Source organism: Sporosarcina sp. Y1009 (genome assembly GCF_057669865.1).
Window position 1 is genome coordinate 144,274 of the sequence record NZ_JBYHFO010000001.1, and the last position, 16,781, is coordinate 161,054.

General features: G+C 38.9%; 15 protein-coding genes and 1 pseudogene. 4 read left to right on the plus strand and 12 right to left on the minus strand.

Annotated elements, in window-relative coordinates:
• Nucleotides 1-52: 52 nt before the first annotated feature.
• Nucleotides 53-1,870 (plus strand): oligoendopeptidase F, encoded by a 1,818-nt coding sequence (gene pepF, locus AC25Y1_RS00725; RefSeq protein ID WP_488146020.1) that lies wholly within the window; start codon nt 53-55, stop codon nt 1,868-1,870.
• Between the two features lie 71 nt (nt 1,871-1,941).
• On the opposite strand, the gene AC25Y1_RS00730 is transcribed toward pepF, so the two are convergent.
• Together AC25Y1_RS00730 and AC25Y1_RS00735 are read right to left on the minus strand one after the other, a co-directional pair.
• Entirely contained in the window at nt 1,942-2,793 is an 852-nt protein-coding gene (locus AC25Y1_RS00730) for a GNAT family N-acetyltransferase (protein ID WP_488146021.1), read from the minus strand.
• 200 nt (nt 2,794-2,993) lie between these two features.
• The gene (locus AC25Y1_RS00735; RefSeq protein WP_488146022.1) at nt 2,994-3,419 is read right to left on the minus strand and encodes a VOC family protein; all 426 of its coding nucleotides are present in this window, start codon (nt 3,417-3,419) and stop codon (nt 2,994-2,996) included.
• Between the two features lie 438 nt (nt 3,420-3,857).
• Between AC25Y1_RS00735 and AC25Y1_RS00740 the strand changes: the two genes are divergently transcribed.
• Nucleotides 3,858-6,362 carry a PIG-L family deacetylase gene (locus AC25Y1_RS00740; RefSeq protein WP_488146023.1) on the plus strand — a complete coding sequence of 835 codons (2,505 nt, stop codon included), beginning with the start codon at nt 3,858-3,860 and terminating at the stop codon, nt 6,360-6,362.
• Nucleotides 6,363-6,419: 57 nt separating this feature from the next.
• Here the strand turns inward: AC25Y1_RS00740 and AC25Y1_RS00745 are convergent, their stop codons facing one another.
• The 8 genes from AC25Y1_RS00745 to AC25Y1_RS00780 form a co-directional block, all read right to left on the minus strand.
• Nucleotides 6,420-7,229, minus strand: coding sequence for a carbohydrate ABC transporter permease (locus AC25Y1_RS00745; protein WP_488146024.1), 810 nt, complete (start codon nt 7,227-7,229; stop codon nt 6,420-6,422).
• An 18-nt stretch (nt 7,230-7,247) separates the two neighbouring features.
• Nucleotides 7,248-8,204 (minus strand): carbohydrate ABC transporter permease, encoded by a 957-nt coding sequence (locus AC25Y1_RS00750; RefSeq protein ID WP_488146025.1) that lies wholly within the window; start codon nt 8,202-8,204, stop codon nt 7,248-7,250.
• Nucleotides 8,205-8,266: 62 nt separating this feature from the next.
• The gene (locus AC25Y1_RS00755; RefSeq protein ID WP_488146026.1) at nt 8,267-9,583 is read right to left on the minus strand and encodes a sugar ABC transporter substrate-binding protein; all 1,317 of its coding nucleotides are present in this window, start codon (nt 9,581-9,583) and stop codon (nt 8,267-8,269) included.
• 54 nt (nt 9,584-9,637) lie between these two features.
• The gene (locus AC25Y1_RS00760) at nt 9,638-10,795 is read right to left on the minus strand and encodes an ROK family transcriptional regulator (RefSeq protein ID WP_488146027.1); all 1,158 of its coding nucleotides are present in this window, start codon (nt 10,793-10,795) and stop codon (nt 9,638-9,640) included.
• A 69-nt stretch (nt 10,796-10,864) separates the two neighbouring features.
• Nucleotides 10,865-12,148 (minus strand): family 4 glycosyl hydrolase, encoded by a 1,284-nt coding sequence (locus AC25Y1_RS00765; RefSeq protein WP_488146028.1) that lies wholly within the window; start codon nt 12,146-12,148, stop codon nt 10,865-10,867.
• 204 nt (nt 12,149-12,352) lie between these two features.
• Nucleotides 12,353-12,454 carry a hypothetical protein gene (locus tag AC25Y1_RS00770; RefSeq protein ID WP_488146029.1) on the minus strand — a complete coding sequence of 34 codons (102 nt, stop codon included), beginning with the start codon at nt 12,452-12,454 and terminating at the stop codon, nt 12,353-12,355.
• A 222-nt stretch (nt 12,455-12,676) separates the two neighbouring features.
• Nucleotides 12,677-13,120: a DUF2269 family protein gene (locus AC25Y1_RS00775; RefSeq protein ID WP_488146030.1), complete on the minus strand. Its 444-nt coding sequence runs from the start codon at nt 13,118-13,120 to the stop codon at nt 12,677-12,679.
• Nucleotides 13,121-13,128: 8 nt separating this feature from the next.
• Complete coding sequence (locus tag AC25Y1_RS00780; protein WP_488146031.1) at nt 13,129-13,476, minus strand: ASCH domain-containing protein; 348 nt, start codon at nt 13,474-13,476, stop codon at nt 13,129-13,131.
• Between the two features lie 135 nt (nt 13,477-13,611).
• Here AC25Y1_RS00780 and AC25Y1_RS00785 point away from each other — a divergent pair, with 135 nt between their 5' ends.
• Together AC25Y1_RS00785 and AC25Y1_RS00790 are read left to right on the plus strand one after the other, a co-directional pair.
• Complete coding sequence (locus tag AC25Y1_RS00785) at nt 13,612-14,235, plus strand: flavodoxin family protein (protein ID WP_488146370.1); 624 nt, start codon at nt 13,612-13,614, stop codon at nt 14,233-14,235.
• Between the two features lie 157 nt (nt 14,236-14,392).
• Nucleotides 14,393-15,604 carry a CynX/NimT family MFS transporter gene (locus AC25Y1_RS00790; RefSeq protein WP_488146032.1) on the plus strand — a complete coding sequence of 404 codons (1,212 nt, stop codon included), beginning with the start codon at nt 14,393-14,395 and terminating at the stop codon, nt 15,602-15,604.
• Nucleotides 15,605-15,672: 68 nt separating this feature from the next.
• Here AC25Y1_RS00790 and ribH read toward each other — a convergent pair whose 3' ends face one another.
• Together ribH and ribB are read right to left on the minus strand one after the other, a co-directional pair.
• Nucleotides 15,673-16,137, minus strand: coding sequence for a 6,7-dimethyl-8-ribityllumazine synthase (ribH, locus tag AC25Y1_RS00795; protein WP_488146033.1), 465 nt, complete (start codon nt 16,135-16,137; stop codon nt 15,673-15,675).
• 30 nt (nt 16,138-16,167) lie between these two features.
• Nucleotides 16,168-16,773: pseudogene (gene ribB / locus AC25Y1_RS00800) on the minus strand (3,4-dihydroxy-2-butanone-4-phosphate synthase); the annotation flags it as partial.
• Between the last annotated feature and the right edge of the window lie 8 nt (nt 16,774-16,781).

Here is a 16,781-nt window from a genome sequence, read left to right on the forward strand (position 1 = left end):
TTACCGTAATATATTAAAGTCCATGAATTGGACGACACAGGGAGAGATGAGAATGGTTAAAAGTTTACCACCACGTTCAGAAGTTAAGCTCGAAGAAACATGGAATTTAGAAGACCTATTCAAAACTGAAGCAGACTATAATGCTGCAGTCGATGAGCTTGAAAGTGAAGTTGAAGCATATGCTGAGAAGTTTAACGGAAAAATAACTGATGCCGCATCAGTCAATGAGGCACTTAAAGGCTATTTGACGCTTTTCGAAAAGATTGTTCCTGTTGGCACATATACAAGCCTTGCTGCCAGCACTGATCAAACGAACGATGAAGCACAAATGCGTTCCAGTAAATTTAGTTCAACATCTGCAAAGGTAAATAGTAAACTGTCGTTTGTAAATAGTGAACTTCTTGAGTTACCAGTTGAAACGCTTAAAGAAGCTATGGAACTTTCACCCGATTTCAAAAACTACTTGGAAAAATTGATCAAGAAAAAAGAATATCAACTACATCCTGAAGTAGAAAAAACATTGGCTGCTTATTCGTCAACATTCAACGCGCCATACGGACTGTATAATACAACAAAAATGGTCGATATGGCATTTGATGATTTCATAGTAGACGGAAAAAGTTATCCATTAAGCTATGTTTCATTTGAAGGCGACTGGGAATCTGAAACGGACACCTCTAAACGCCGGGCTGCTTTTGGTGCCTTTTCTAAAAAGTTAAAAGATTATCAACATACAACTGCAAAAACTTATGATATGCAATTGCAAACTGAAAAAACAACAGCTGATATACGTGGGTATGATTCTGTTTTCGATTATTTATTGTTTAATCAAGAAGTCGATAAATCGATGTATGACCGTCAAATTGATTTGATCACAAAAGAGCTTGCACCGCATATGCGCAAGTACGCGAAACTGCTTCAAAAAGTTCATGGGTTGGATAAAATGACGTTCGCAGATTTGAAAATTTCACTTGACCCGTCGTACGAGCCGAAAATTACGATTGAAGAATCTAAAAAGTATATTGACGACGCACTCGCCATTATGGGTGACGATTACATCAATATGGTTGACCGTTCATACGAAGAACGTTGGATTGACTTCGCTCAGAATAAAGGCAAGTCAACTGGTGCCTTTTGTTCAAGTCCACACGGCTACCACCCATATATCTTGATTTCTTGGACAGGTAGTATGGAAGATGTTTTTGTCCTGGCACATGAACTGGGACATGCTGGTCATTTCTATAATGCAAACCGTGAGCAAAACGTGTTTAATGCGCGCCCTTCCATGTATTTCGTCGAAGCACCGTCTACGATGAATGAGATGTTAGTGGCAAATCATTTATTGAAAAACTCGGATGATCCAAAATTCAAACGCTGGGTGATCTCATCGATTGTGTCACGAACGTACTATCATAACTTTGTCACGCATTTATTGGAAGCAGCATACCAACGCAAAGTATACGATCGCATTGATGCGGGCGGAAGCGTAAACGCCAATGTCTTAAATGAGTTAAAGCGTGGAGTTCTAGAAGATTTCTGGGGTCAAGACGTTGAGATTAACGAAGGTGCTGAACTGACGTGGATGCGCCAACCTCACTATTATATGGGCTTGTATCCATATACTTACAGTGCAGGACTGACAATCTCCACGCAAGTTTCGAAGCGCATTTTAGATGAAGGTCAACCTGCAGTCGATGAATGGCTCGAAGTGTTGAAAGCTGGTGGAACTAAGTCCCCTGCTGAACTTTCACAAATGGCCGGAGTCGACATTACAACAGAAAAACCATTACGCGACACAATCGCTTATATCGGTGATTTAATCGATCAGCTTGTTGAATTAACGGAAGAAATTGAATCTGTAAAGAATTAATCATTTCTATAAAAAACTGACGAGCTATTAGTAGTCGTCAGTTTTTTCTTATGTTGCTAGGGGTGTCATTGTTACTTCTCCTCAAACCCTAGCTGAACAGAATCCACAATCCTTACATAGCCGATTTCTTTATATATTTTATTCGATGTTGGATTCATCATATCCGTGTACAGTGTGCAAAAGTTGTAGTCTTTCAGAAGTTCTTTGGAGATTGCCGCTACCAATGTCCGTGCATACCCTTTTCTACGCTTATCCTTCGGTGTGTAGACCAACCCAACAGTAATACCACGATTTGTTGGCCGTGACTTTTTCATCATGGATACAACTTCCCCATCGTCTTCCCAGAGAAACACTTCTCGTTTATCTATCATTTTTGCTACATTTTCTTTAATAGCATTTGTTGATGGAATTGGAACTCCTGCCTCTTCAGCAAATAAATAATACCATCCTTCGATAAGATGACAATCTATCTCCTCTGGAAAACGCCAAGTACCTGAGCTTTTCTCCAAATTTTCGTTAACATGATCGAGTCGATACAATCCTTGATCCATCACTAGTTTAGTAGACATTCCCGTTTCGGATTCCCACTTACTTGCAAATCGATACGACCAGGTTTTCAAACTAATAATTGAAGGGAGTTCAACCTTAAGATCCAATAAATTTTCTATTAATAAATCCAGAGATTCTTCCAAACAATCTTCATCAACAAAAATAATGTTTAATGGATGTGGCGGTGTCATTTGAAAAACTGCGATTACTCTATCTTCCTCTTCAATTGTTGCCATTAATGGATTTTTATACTGTCCAGATTTTATGCCTTGTAAAACACCTAAAAAAAGGCTGTTCACATCTTCTTTCTGAACTAAAACCGGTTCTGCTTTCAGTGAGAATTCATTTACATCCTTATAAACCTTGAATTCCATTATAATCATTCCCCCGTCACACTTTCTTTTTTTAAGATTAGAGAAGGTCAAAGTAACTGTCTAAGTGTTATACACTATATGCAGCACGACTCTTTGCGGTTTAATCCAACAAACATTGTTGTCGTTTCGGTTACGGAATTAAAAAGGGCACAGAACTTTTTCATGGAAGAAAAAATTCTTTACCCTATATTACGCTCGTTTTATACTACCTTGTCCTCTTCATGGCTGACTTGCCATTCAATTCCAAACTTGTCCTTTAGACTACCATAGCTCTTACTCCAAAATGTTTCCTGAAGCTCCATTGCGATCGTACCGCCTTCTGCCAGTTGGTTAAATACAGATTGAATGGCATCAAGATCTTCGGTTACAAACGCAAGGCTAATATTATTTCCTGCAACAAATGGGGATCCAGGAAATACGTCTGAAAACATAACATTGCTTCCATTAATGTTGAGGCGCGTGTGCATAACCAAGTCTTTCGCTTCTTCTGGAAGTTGATAATCCGGATTTGGCGGCGCATCTCCGAAAGTCATAATTTCTGGTTTTTCAGTTCTAAATACTTCCGCATAAAATTCAACTGCTTCTCTGCAATTCCCATCAAAATTCATATAAATATCTACTGACATGTCATCACTCCTTTTGAAATAATGATTTACATCTTAATTGTACCAGTTATCCGAAAAGAATCGCAATAATCTTTTTCTTGAGAAAATGTCAGAAACATCTTAATCCAGGAGTATATAGGCAGTTGCCTGTAAAACATCTCATCTTGATTCTTCCCTTCAATGTACAAATAACTATTGAATTGTTGAAAACCTCTTAAAAGAAAGATAAATAACCTACAACTAAAGGCATACCTCACGATAAAATCATTATCTTCTCTTATTTCAACGTCGAATAAATAGAACTTTTATAATATTTACAATATACAAACCTATTGATAAAATTGTTCATAAGCGAATGATGACAGCTATTTGGTTAGTTATCTTTACTAACCAAAAGAATTTGATAATCATCTATTGTACGATTTCATTTGCTAACAAAAAATGAAAGGGGTTACAATAATGAAAAAACGATTCAAGATACTTGCGTCACTCTTGTTACTGCTGTCTATGACTCCCCTCCTTGGAAAAGCCGATAATCAGGCCACCTCCGACGTGGAATTATGGAATGCAGTAAACCCGTTAAGTACAACTGTCACATTTTTAAATACCGGCGCTCATCCAGATGATGAACGAAGCGATCTGCTCGCCTATTTATCTAGGGGGCTGGGTGTCAAATCTGCGAGCCTCATTGCCAATCGTGGTGAAGGGGGCCAAAATGAAATTGGTACAGAACTAGGTGATGGCCTTGGCATCATTAGATCCAATGAAATGATAGAGGCTGCCAAAGTAAATGGTGTGAAAGCCTATCACTTAAGTGAAACAACATCGGATTTGATCTTTGATTTCGGATTTTCGAAATCACCTGATGAAACATTGGAAAAATGGGGAGAGGAAGTAACTTATGAACGACTCATCCGATTCATAAGAACCTATCAACCAGATATTGTTATGCCTTCCTTCCGTGATGTTGATAATCAGCATGGACATCACCGTGCGATTTCAATCTTGAGTCTACAAGCATTTGAAGATGCAGCAGATCCAGCCATTTTCCCGGAGCAACTTGACGATGGATTATCCGTCTGGCAAATTAAAAAGCTGTATCTTCCAGCTGAATCAGAAAGCACTGCCACAACATCTATTGAAATTGGAGATTATGATCCAATTTACGAAATGTCCTATCCACAGCTCGGGGAAGCTTCGAGATACTTGCACAAGAGTCAAGGAATGGGCAGAGACCTCCCTGTGGCACCAAGACAGGCACATTTAGAACTAATCGATATTGCGGTGGATGCTGACAACGATGAGCTCTTTTCAGGTATTCCTTACGATTTAAAAGAATGGGCACAAGTTGTCCCACAGAATAATTTACGCGTTCATTTACAAAATCTTCAAAATGAATTAGATGATATTATTAAGCTTTATCCGAAACGAGAATCGATTTTACCCAAATCACAAAAAGCTTTAAAAGATATTCATAAGCTTATCTCAGATACGAATAAGGCAAAAATGGATCCATCTCTGAAAAATGATTTGCTCCATAAACTAACATTAAAAGAAGAACAATTACAGGAAGTCAGCTTCGTTTCCTCAAGTTTGAAAGTTGAAACAGTTACAGACTCAGATGTATTGACACAAGGCGAAACAACTACGGTTAGTATGACAATTACGAATGAGGGTAAGAAGAAAATCAATCATATTGAACCATCCCTCTTAGTGCCTGATAATTGGCTGGTTAACGCAAAAGGAAATATTAAACATTTAAAACCAAATGAAACAAAAACAGTTACTTTTAAGGTAACAGTACCGAAAGACGAACCATATTTCCATCCGTATGATTCATCGGTCATTCAATCTAACATCCAGTTTAAAGAAAATGGATTTGAAACAGAAAAGATTTTGGAGCTGGATAACACTGTTGCAGTGCTGCCAGAAATCAGCTTATCATCCAATCCTGTCAACTTGATGATTAATACGGCAGATATACAAGATGAAGTACCAGTAACCGTAAGCGTCAAAAACTACTTCAATGGTGAGAATAATGCTTCCGTTTCTTTAGCGCTTCCTGAAGGTTGGACAAGCAATCCAGCGCAAATCGATGTCAGTTTTTCCGAACGTTTTGACGAAAGAGAAATAAGTTTTACGATCCACCCTACTAGAGAGGTTGAAGAAGGAAATTTCTCAATCGATGTTCTGGCAACTTCTAATGGAAAAACATTCGATAACACCGTTCAAGAAATAAAGTACGACCATATCAACGATGCCTACTTCCTTTATTCATCTGCCATCAACGGAGTAGCTTTCGAACTACTCAAGCCAGATAATTTAAAGGTAGGTTATATCGAAAGTGGATTTGATACAATAGCAGACGATTTAATCAATGCTGGATTTGATTTAACAAAACTCACCGAGAACGATTTAGCTTCTGGAGACCTTTCTGTATACGACACAATCGTAACGGGCATTAGAGCAAATCTTTCACGTGCAGATTTGGTTCAAAACAATGAGCGACTGCATGAATACGTTGAGAACGGCGGACACTTGGTTGTTCAATACCATAAACCAGGAGACAACTGGAATATACAAACAAGCGCACCGTATCCATTAGAAATTGGTAACCCGTCAATTCGTTGGCGCGTAACTGATGAAAATGCGGAAGTCACCATGACGCAACCAGAACATAAGCTTTTCAACTACCCAAATAACATTACAACTAACGATTGGGATCATTGGGTGCAAGAACGCGGACTCTATTACCCAATGAACTGGGATGAGCGTTATGAAACGTTTGTCAGCATGGCCGACCCAGATGAAGATCCATTCACAGGTGGTATTTTAATGGCTGAGTACGGAGAAGGAACTTACTTGTACACGAACTTGGTCTTTTATCGCCAAATCGACAATCAAGTTCCTGGAGGCTATCGAATTTTCACGAATTTAATCAGCTATGGAATAGAAGATAATTAAATATAAAAAATAGCCTAGAAGGTTTATAAAAACCTTCTAGGCTATTTTTATGTAAAATCACTTCATTCCCGTCAAGGTAATCCCAGAAATAATATGACGCTGTAGGAAAATGAACACTAAAATTAATGGAATAACCGCTATGGTAGACCCTGTCATGATTAGATGCCACTGCGACTCTGCCTCCCCCGATGAGAAGAAAGATAAGCCAACGGGCAGCGTCCTAAGTGCCGCAGACTCAATAACGATTAATGGCCATAGAAATGCATTCCAGTTACCGAGGAATGTGAAGATACTTAAAGCAGCAAGTGCCGGCCAAACTTGTGGAATGGCAATCTTAAAAAATATCATAAATTCATTCATGCCATCAATACGAGCTGCGTTTAGAAGATCATCAGGAATTTGCTCCATGAATTGCCTCATTAAAAATACGCCGAATCCAGTCATTAATCCTGGAAACAAAATTCCCCAGTACGTGTCCGTCCAGCCAAAATCGGAACTCATCATAAACCATGGAATAATTAGCATTTCAGTTGGAACCATTAGTGTACTTAATATTAGTATGAACAAAACGCCGCGACCAACAAAAGAAAACTTGGCAATAATATAACCAACAAGTGTATCGAAAAATGCAACACTGATTGTCGTAGCCGTGGCGATAATTAAGCTATTTAGGAACCATTTGGCAAATAAACTTTCTTCCAGCACTTTAGTGTAGTTACTGAAGGTTATATTTTCCGGTATGATATCCAGACTAAAAATATCAATTGGCGATTTTAAAGAAGTAGAAACCATCCAAACAAAGGGAAATAGCATAATAATGGAACCCAATATCAATGCTACGTACGTTAATATATTTCCAACTTTCATTCTCTCACATCCCCCTTTCTAATAATCGAATTTCCGAGTTAGCACCTTCATTTGGAATAAGGTCAAGGCCAAAATGAATAGAAACAACAAGACGGTCGCAGCCGATGCAAGTCCCATATCAAACTTTCTAAAAGCCAACTGGTAAATATACACCACAACTGTCATCGTAGAATTCAGCGGACCCCCAGTGCCGTCCGAACTCATGTTAATGACTTGGGTAAAGGATACTTGGATGAAGTTAATGCTTCCAATTACTGCTGAGAATACAATCGTCGGATTCAACAGTGGAACTGTCACATGCCAGAATTTTTGCCAAGGACTTGCACCATCAATCTCTGCTGCCTCATACAACATCTTAGGAATATTTTCTAAACCAGCTAAAAACAGAACCATTTGAAAACCTAATGCCTGCCAAATCATCGCGCCGATGATGACGTATATTGCTTGATCGGGTGAGTTTAAAAATGGTTGTGGTGATAGACCGATTTTTATTAAGATGTCATTAATAATTCCGTTTTTCATCAAAATCCACTGAAATACCCAACTGATTGCAACAATACTAGTTACATAGGGGATAAAATAGATGACTCTGAAAAAACCGACAAATCGATTTATTTTATGTAGTAGGAGTGCAACAATAATTCCGAAAAACAATTGTCCAGAAACGCCTAACACAATATAAATCAATGTGTTCACTGCAGACTTGATAAATACTTTATCTTGTATAAGTGCCTGGTAGTTTTCTAGACCGATAAATGGTCTTATCCCTGTCGCGAGTAAATTCCAATCCCTAAAACCTACGTTAAATGTGAATAGCGTAGGAAGTATACGAATGCCAATGAAAAATAGAATTGGAAGCAACAGACAAGTATAGACAAAAAGATATTTTTGGTATTTTACATTACCCCTGAATTTTTGTATCAGTGATGTCTTTTGTATTGTTTTCTGGTTCGATGCAGAATGATTCTCTCCCACTTGGCACCTCCTAATAGTTGATAGAACCAAAGGCTATAAATAACCTTTGGCTCACTTTTCTCTTATTTATCGCTCCAATAATTCTCATGTAATTTCTTTGTCTCTTCTACTAATTCATTGTAAGCTTCCTCTACGTCCATATCCTGTAGTAGGACTTTGTCTGCAGCATCGATGACAAGCTGACGTTCTACAGTCTCATCTACGAAGAAATGAGCATTTGCAAATGGTAGCGAATTGATAAATGCCCCGTATACTTCATCATTGACATATTTATCTTGCATCGCAACTTCTTCTTTGGCAGGTAGTTCACCAGTTGCATCAATCCACTTCTCCATGACTTCTTTGCTAGTTAGAAATTTAATGAATTTAGTAGCCGCCTCAAGTTTCTCACCTTCAACTTTTGCAGTAATCCCGTTCGTCCAGAATGAAGCGTTCGTAGAATCTTCTTTATTTCCAGGTAGTGGTGCAACCCCGTAGTTCAAATCAGGTGCATCACTTTGAATCGTACCAATACGGAATGAACCATCAATATTCATGGCTGCTTTTTCAGTCAAGAAAGCGGTTACGTCATCCGTATAAAATCCAACCTCAGATGTTACTAAATCTTTAGGAAAACTCAACCAGTACTTGAAAGCTTCCAGACCCGCTGGATCTTCACCCCAAACCACTGATTTCTTGTCTTCGCTCATTACTTCCCCACCAGCCTGGCGCGTCAAACCGTCACGTAACCATTGATGTCCTTGCTGTGAAGGCTCCCAAGCCATACCTGATTGTTCTAATCTCCCACTACCGTCTGCCTTTGTAAGTTTTTCAGCATACTCCTGCAATTCGTCCCAGTCTTTTGGCGGAGAATTCGGATCTAAGCCTGCCTCTTCAAAAAGATCTTTGTTATAAAATAGCGCTAGCGTTCTTACTGCAGTTGGAATCGTCCAATATTCACCATCAAGTTTTGTCGCTTCAACCAATGGGAAAAATTCGCTTTCAATTTCCGCATGTGGAAATGCATCTTGTGGTAATGGCTGTAAATAGCCAGAATCCACATACTTTGGAACCCATCCATAAAATAAATTGATCACGTCTGGCCCTTTCCCCGCAGGGACTTGTGCTGCTACCTTTTCATTATATTGATCATAAGGAAAGTTGGTCTGCTTTACTTTGATACCAGGGTTATCTGCTTCGAATTCCGCAATTAGCTCATCCATCAACTTAACTTTTGCGTCAAAAGCGTACTGCCAGTATTCCAATACAATTTCGTCGTCGCCTGATCCTTCATTCGATGAGGAATCTTTGTCGGAAGAATCTTTGTCGTCCGAACAAGCTACCAATAATACTGACAGTAAACCTAAAGCAACTAAACCTAGCCACCATTTTTTAATCATGTAAATCCCCCTACTTTCATATTTTTAAGATATAATGCCAATTTAATAATATAATCACACCTGCAAGATAGAATCATGTTCTTTTAAAACTAAATATCCCGCGCCTAAAATCGACACATTATTAAGTTTCGTGATTGTGACCGTCGTTTCGATTGGCAAATGTTGATTGATCGTTGACATGATTTTGGGTAGAAAATGATGCATGGACTTTGAGATGCCACCCCCTATGATGACGCATTCTGGATTGACGATTGAAATCACATTGACCAGTGCGAACGCAAGATGGGAAAAAGCATCATCAACGATGGTTAACGCATTTTTATCGCCTTCAATCGCTAACTCAAAAATTCTCTTCGCTGGCCAATCAGCCGATTCTTTTTCACTTTCTCCCAGATACTTCATCATTCTCCTTGTGATAGATGGTCCACCTACATGACTGTCTAGAAAGCCGTAGCCTGAAAAGATGCTGTCATATGCTTCTTCGGCTGCATGCTTATCTGTTACCATATAACCAATTTCGCCAGCAGCAAAAGATGACCCCCGGTACAGCTGACCATTGATAATCATTCCGCAACCTATCCCAGTACCCAATGTAATTTGTAAAATATTATCCTTATCTCTACCCGCTCCTTTCCATTGCTCACCGAGTGCTGCAACGTTCACATCATTATCGATGTAAACTGGAAATGGTAAAACTTCACCAATACTGTCTAACAAATTAAATTGTTTCCATCCTAAACTCGGTGCATCAATAACAATTCCCTTTTCAACATCTGTAATACCGGGAACACCAATTCCTGCGCCGAGAATTTGACTGGTAGCTAAATCATTTTTCTCAATGAGTAAGGTGATTTTATCAGCAATAGATTGAGCTAAGTCCTTAGACAAATACGCCTGTGTTGAAAATACTACTTTCTCTATGATTTCACCGTTTAAATTCATAACGCCAATCTCTACCGAGGTTCCACCAATATCTACGCCAACAATATATTTGGCATTATGATTGAAGAAAATCTGGAAAGCTCGTCTGCCACCAGATGAACTTGAACTAAGACTCTCTTGTTCACGAAACCAGCCTTCACCGATTAATTCATCAACAAGTTTAGATATAGTGGGTTTGCTAATCTTCAATGCTTTGGCAACTTCAGATCTAGAACGTCCGGGATTTTTTTGAATATAATGCAGGATTTTTTTCTTATTAATATATTTCATATATTGAGGATTTACTTGTATATTCCTGATGGTGATTACACTCCTCCCCCTTCTAATGATGGTTGGATATCAGGTAAACTGCGGCAGGTAGGGTTTGTTGATGTCCATCAGCTCATCATATATTTTCAGCGCAGCTTCTGCACTCGGAACATTTGGATCTGTAAGCAATGCCTGAATGACAAGTCCATGATCCCCTTTAACACCAGCATCTACAACAAGATGCTGGATATCTATCTGTGTTCTGCACATCGCCGCTATCCCTCGCGGCAATTCACCCAACGCAAGACCATTTACGCCGTGGCCACTGATGACAGCTGGTACCTCAACAATTGCCTCTGTTGGTAAGTTAGAAATATAACCATCGTTTGGTAAATTTACAGATTCCAACAACTCATTTGTGTTATGCACGATGCCGTTGATGATCGTGAATGCTTTTTCGCCTGAAGGAGCAATCAGTTTATCATCGATGGGAATTTCACCGCTGATGACGCCATCGAGAACACTTACAATACTTTGTCGCCGTTTTTCATATTTTTCAAAGTCATAGCCATTCGCTGATATCAGCTCATGCGCATAGGGAAAAAACTCACCTAAATGGCCGTCTCCTGATGTTGGAAATAACCCATAATGCTGGAAAATGAACCGCGATAATTTCTCATATTCTTTATTATAGACAGCCTCTTTTTCACGAAATAGTGGGTATAGATCTTCCCCTGTTCTTTTATCTCTCATATCGAAGATCCATGTGAAATGGTTAATGCCCCATGCTTTTACATCAATATGTTCACGGTCAATCGCTAATATTGTAGACACAATTTCAATTCCCGCATTGATTTGATGACAGAGCCCCACTGCTTTTACTTTTGTATATTTTTTGATAGCCATACACAATCTACTTTCCGGGTTCGTGAAATTAATCAATAATGCATTCGGACAAATCAATTCAATATCTTTGCAAATGTCCATAAAGATCGGTAGGTTTCTCATTGTGTGAAACACTGCGCCGGGACCAACGTTCTCTCCCAAGACATGTTTAATACCATGTTTCTGTGGTACAGCAAAATCCTGTTTCCACATCTCCACACGGTCAACGGCAATTGAAACGATGATGAAATCAGCGCCTTGCAAAGCCTCTTTCCTGTCGGTAGTCGCTGAAATCTGATAGTTCGCCCCAAGAACATCATTAATGCGATTAGCAGCTCGTGCTGTTTTTTCTACAGCCTCATTATTGATATCCATTAAAACAAGCGTACTTCCCCATAATTCTTTCGTCGAGAATGCATCTTTTATCATGCTCAGTCCAAAGATTGCACTACCCGCTCCGATAATGACAATCCTCTGTCTACTACGCATTAAGTAAGCCCCCTTAACCTACTATTCTATTGATCATTAATCTTTGGTTAGTAACCTTTACTTACTAATAAATAGTATACTACTATGAAGATTCAGATATGTCAACGGAGTTTTTTATGTTTTCCTAGTAATGCAAAAATAGAAGTTATAAATAAAGGCTTGTTCTGAATGACATTCTCATTCAGAACAAGCCTAATTTGAAATCTAGCGTACGACTTTTTTACCCTTTTTATTTTTCACTATTTTCATGACAATCGGAAAAACAATCGGTCCATATTTTATGAGTCTTCCTATAAGCTTCTTCATTTAAACGCCTCCATTTTTATAAGATATTACGAATGCAATTGTTGGTTCTTTCTTGTAATTCCTTTATTCTTTAATTCTTAAACATTATCCAAGCAACCTATTATGGTTAGTCGTTATAAATAATATCCATGGCAAACTTTTCAATGCGCTTCTATTTTTGTGAGTCAGAATTTACCAACAAAAAAGTGTAGCTCAATTGAGATACACTTTTTCATATGTATGTCACCATAACATTGGTTTTTGAATCATGAGCCAGAGCATCACAATCATTAAACCGATGTAAATCCATGATGTTTGCTTTAATCGATCTAAGATATGGTTTTTATCTTCGTTCGGTTTATTAAAGCGTCTAAGGACAATTGTAAATCCTCTTGATAAAAATAAACCTGACAATAGTAAAACGATTACTGTCATTACGACCCATGATGTATGCCATGGCCATGGTCCAAAGATTACTAATAGTACACCTGATACGACGAGGGCATGTCCTGCGTGCATGACAATCCGAATGACAACGTTGACAATGGAAAGATACGCATTTTCCACTTGCATATCAACGCCGCGTAATCGTTTAATAGTCGGCATTAAGATGAACAACGGTCCAATTGCTAGTACAGCACTCAACACATGTATGAAAACAATTAATGAGTAGAAGGCAAGCTTCATTCCTTAAATCACTTCTCTGCAGGGCTAAACTCATGAACCCAGACGCTCATCTTAGGTAACCAAGGCATTTTCGGATGAAATGCTAAAATTGATTCTTTATAGTCTTCGACACTCGAATAGCCTTCTTGCTTGGCATTTTCGTCCGTTAGTTCGCCAAGTGTTTGTGAATACAGCGCATCGATTTTGAATTCTTTGCCATTCAACACCATAATCTCACCAGGATAAGCATACACCCCGTTACGTCTCGTTGCTGTTTTCTCACCGTTCAATACTTTTTCTATATCGGCATCCATTGTCACAAGCCGTTCGATAGAGCAAGATTTTTCTGGAAGCGTGTCATTTTTTTGATTTGTCATGTTGAGACCCCTTTTCAATTATATATTCTGTTAATAAGTATATCTTTATTTCAAGTATATCGCGAGAACTCCGACTTTATGTTTGAATTCGAAGTAGTTCGTCTATATAAATAAAGACACTTATAATGAGGAGAGATCATCTTGAAAGCAGTTATTCTTATTGCATCATTAAAAAGTACAGATGAAAAATCGAATACAGAAGCACTTGCTGAAAAAGTGCAAATGATTTATCAAAATGAAGAAATCGATTCGGAAATTATTCGATTAGCAGACTACAACATAGCTTACGGTATCAAACCAGATATGGGCCAAGGTGATGAGTGGCCATCTATTTTAGAAAAAGTAAAAGCTGCAGATATTTTACTAATTGGAACACCTCTCTGGCTTGGTGAAAAAAGTAGTATCGCCGCGCTAGCGATTGAACGTCTATATGGAAGTAGTTCAGAAACCAATGATAAAGGACAAGCAATTTATTACAACAAAGTCGGTGGCGCTATTGTGACGGGAAATGAAGATGGAGCGAAACACGCATCTGCATCTATTTTATACGGTTTATCACATATAGGGTTTGTCGTTCCGCCTAATGTGGATGCTTATTGGGTTGGAGATGCGGGTCCAGGTCCTTCATATATAGATGCTGGCCAACAAAATGATTTTACGAAAAAAAATGTTGAAATGCTTGCTTACAATACCATTCATTTATCACGAATTTTGAAAAAGACCCCTATTCCTGCCGAAGGAAACTTAATCGATGAATGAGAATAATTATGCGCTCCAGTATACTGGGGTGCATTTTTCATTTCAATACTAATTTTCAGTCAATAACATTTACATTTCTTGAAATAACTGATAATGTTGCCCATTGGAAGAACTATTTACATAGTAGCTTTATAGTCTTACATAAGGAGGAAATTGTATGAGCGTTTCTGTTAAAAAAGAGACAAAGCAGCGGCGTTCAACAACTAGTTTAATCATTCTTGTTGTTGGAATTATTTTTCTTGCAATGAATTTACGGGCACCCATCACTGCAGTTGGCCCGATTGTTCCTGCGATCCGTGATAGTCTAGGGATTTCAAATGCTGCAATTGGAACATTAACGACAATTCCATTACTAGCATTTGCCGTATTATCCCCTTTCGCACCTCGTTTAGCACGAAGATTCGGAATGGAAATGGTTTTGTTTGTCGTGCTCATTGTCCTTTCTATGGGGCTTCTCTTAAGACCAGTTGGTGGTCCGTCTTCTTTGTATATCGGTACAATTCTCATGGGTGCCGGTATCGCAATCGCCAATGTGCTTATGCCGGCATTTATCAAGATGAAATTCGCCAATAACATCGGCATGATGACGGGCGTCTATTCGATCTCAATGAACCTAACTGGGGCTATTGCAGCTGGTATAAGCATTCCAATTGCCACATCAAGCAGTTTGGGATGGAAAGGGTCAATCGGCATCTGGGCAATACTTGCCGTTGTCGCCTTAGTTATCTGGATCCCTCAAATTCGACATCGCCGAAAAGAAGCATTACCAGGGAAAAACGGTGTCAAAGGAAAGTCCTTATGGCGTTCAAAACTCGCATGGAAAATCACTATATTTATGGGCTTGCAGTCTTTATTATTTTATAGTCTCGTTGCTTGGTTACCTGTAATTTTACAAAGTCGTGGTATGGAATCGGGACAAGCCGGTTGGATGCTATCTGCTATTCAATTTTCGCAATTACCTTTTACATTCCTCGTTCCCATTATTGCAGGTCGCATGAAAAACCAAGTTCCGCTTGTCTGGATTACATTTGTACTGATGACAGCTGGGCTTTCTGGAATTTTGTTCGGAGGGACATTACTAGTCCTGCCTTCAGTGATTATTATCGGTGTGGGAGCAGCATTCGCATTTGGTTTAGCGATGATGTTTTTCTCACTGCGTACGCATAATTCTTTCCATGCGGCCGATTTATCAGCGATGGCACAATCATTCGGATATTTACTGGCGGCTTCCGGGCCACCACTTTTCGGTCTTCTATTTGACCTGACAAACGGTTGGACATTCCCATTATTATTATTAATCGCAGCGACCTTTTGCATTTTATTTGTCGGTCTTGGTGCGGCAAAAGATGAATATGTTTCTGAAGAGTAAAACACAAACCTCAGCTCGGATAGACCGAGTTGAGGTTTTATGTTTCTTACGATAGATTTTTTTTAAACTTAAATCTGTTTCAATAAATTTGCCATTTCAATCGCGGAAGCAGCTGCATCCCAACCTTTATTTCCAGCTTTCGTACCCGCACGCTCAATAGCTTGTTCAATTGAATCTGTCGTTAACACACCAAAAATAACAGGTATTCCTTCATCCATATTAATGGCTGAAACTCCTTTAGCAACTTCACTACATACGTAGTCAAAATGCGGTGTAGATCCGCGAATCACTGTTCCCAAAGTAATAATTGCATCATACTTTCCTGAAGTAGCCATTTTCTTTGCGACAAGTGGAATTTCAAAAGCACCTGGTACCCATGCAGTGGCAATATCACTTTCATTTACACCGTGGCGACGTAGCGCATCTTCTGCCCCACTTAAAAGTTTTCCAGTAATAAATTCATTAAACCTTGCCACGACAATCCCAATCTTTAACCCAGTACCAACTAAATGTCCTTCATATATAGTTCCCATTATGGTTCCCCCTCAATTATGTAATTGACTTTTTTCATTTTGACGACGGTACGAAATCAAATCTTTAATCGTTAAAATGACTAAATCAAAACGTTTTGCAATTTCTTTTAACTGCAAACTTCTAGCCATCGTCCCGTCTTCGTTCATAATTTCGCAAATGACACCAACTGAATCTGAGCCCGCTAATTTGGCCAAATCAACCGCCGCTTCTGTGTGTCCAGGTCGTCTCAAGACTCCGCCTGCTTTAGAAACCAACGGGAAGATATGCCCTGGTCTTTTAAAGTCAGTGGGTTTTGCATCACTGCTAAGCATTTTTAAAATGGTATCTGACCGTTCAAACGCTGAAATCCCTGTATGTACTAAGGCATGGTCAATGCTGACTGTAAAAGCTGTTCCATACGCATCACTATTGTTTTCAGTCATTGGTTTTAAATCGAGTTGCACTGCTTTCTCTTCTTCAATTGGCACACATATGAGGCCACGGCCTTCAGTTGCCATGAAATTAATCATTTGAGGCGTTGCAAATTCACCTAAAGCAACAAAATCTCCTTCATTTTCTCGGTCTTCATCATCTACAACGATAATTGCTTTCCCAAGTTTAAGTTCTTCAATTGCTTCTTCTACTGTTGCGTACAATTCGCTCA

Excerpts from the sequence above, each read along its gene's own strand:
- AC25Y1_RS00775 (WP_488146030.1), bottom strand. The coding sequence starts at position 13,120 with ATGAAGCTTGCCTTCTACTCATTAATTGTTTTCATACATGTGTTGAGT.
- AC25Y1_RS00770 (WP_488146029.1), bottom strand. The coding sequence starts at position 12,454 with ATGAAGAAGCTTATAGGAAGACTCATAAAATATGGACCGATTGTTTTT.
- AC25Y1_RS00755 (WP_488146026.1), bottom strand. The coding sequence starts at position 9,583 with ATGATTAAAAAATGGTGGCTAGGTTTAGTTGCTTTAGGTTTACTGTCA.
- ribH (WP_488146033.1), bottom strand. The coding sequence starts at position 16,137 with ATGGGAACTATATATGAAGGACATTTAGTTGGTACTGGGTTAAAGATT.
- AC25Y1_RS00730 (WP_488146021.1), bottom strand. The coding sequence starts at position 2,793 with ATGGAATTCAAGGTTTATAAGGATGTAAATGAATTCTCACTGAAAGCA.
- AC25Y1_RS00735 (WP_488146022.1), bottom strand. The coding sequence starts at position 3,419 with ATGTCAGTAGATATTTATATGAATTTTGATGGGAATTGCAGAGAAGCA.
- AC25Y1_RS00780 (WP_488146031.1), bottom strand. The coding sequence starts at position 13,476 with ATGACAAATCAAAAAAATGACACGCTTCCAGAAAAATCTTGCTCTATC.
- AC25Y1_RS00740 (WP_488146023.1), top strand. The coding sequence starts at position 3,858 with ATGAAAAAACGATTCAAGATACTTGCGTCACTCTTGTTACTGCTGTCT.
- AC25Y1_RS00790 (WP_488146032.1), top strand. The coding sequence starts at position 14,393 with ATGAGCGTTTCTGTTAAAAAAGAGACAAAGCAGCGGCGTTCAACAACT.
- AC25Y1_RS00765 (WP_488146028.1), bottom strand. The coding sequence starts at position 12,148 with ATGCGTAGTAGACAGAGGATTGTCATTATCGGAGCGGGTAGTGCAATC.
- AC25Y1_RS00745 (WP_488146024.1), bottom strand. The coding sequence starts at position 7,229 with ATGAAAGTTGGAAATATATTAACGTACGTAGCATTGATATTGGGTTCC.
- pepF (WP_488146020.1), top strand. The coding sequence starts at position 53 with ATGGTTAAAAGTTTACCACCACGTTCAGAAGTTAAGCTCGAAGAAACA.
- AC25Y1_RS00760 (WP_488146027.1), bottom strand. The coding sequence starts at position 10,795 with ATGAAATATATTAATAAGAAAAAAATCCTGCATTATATTCAAAAAAAT.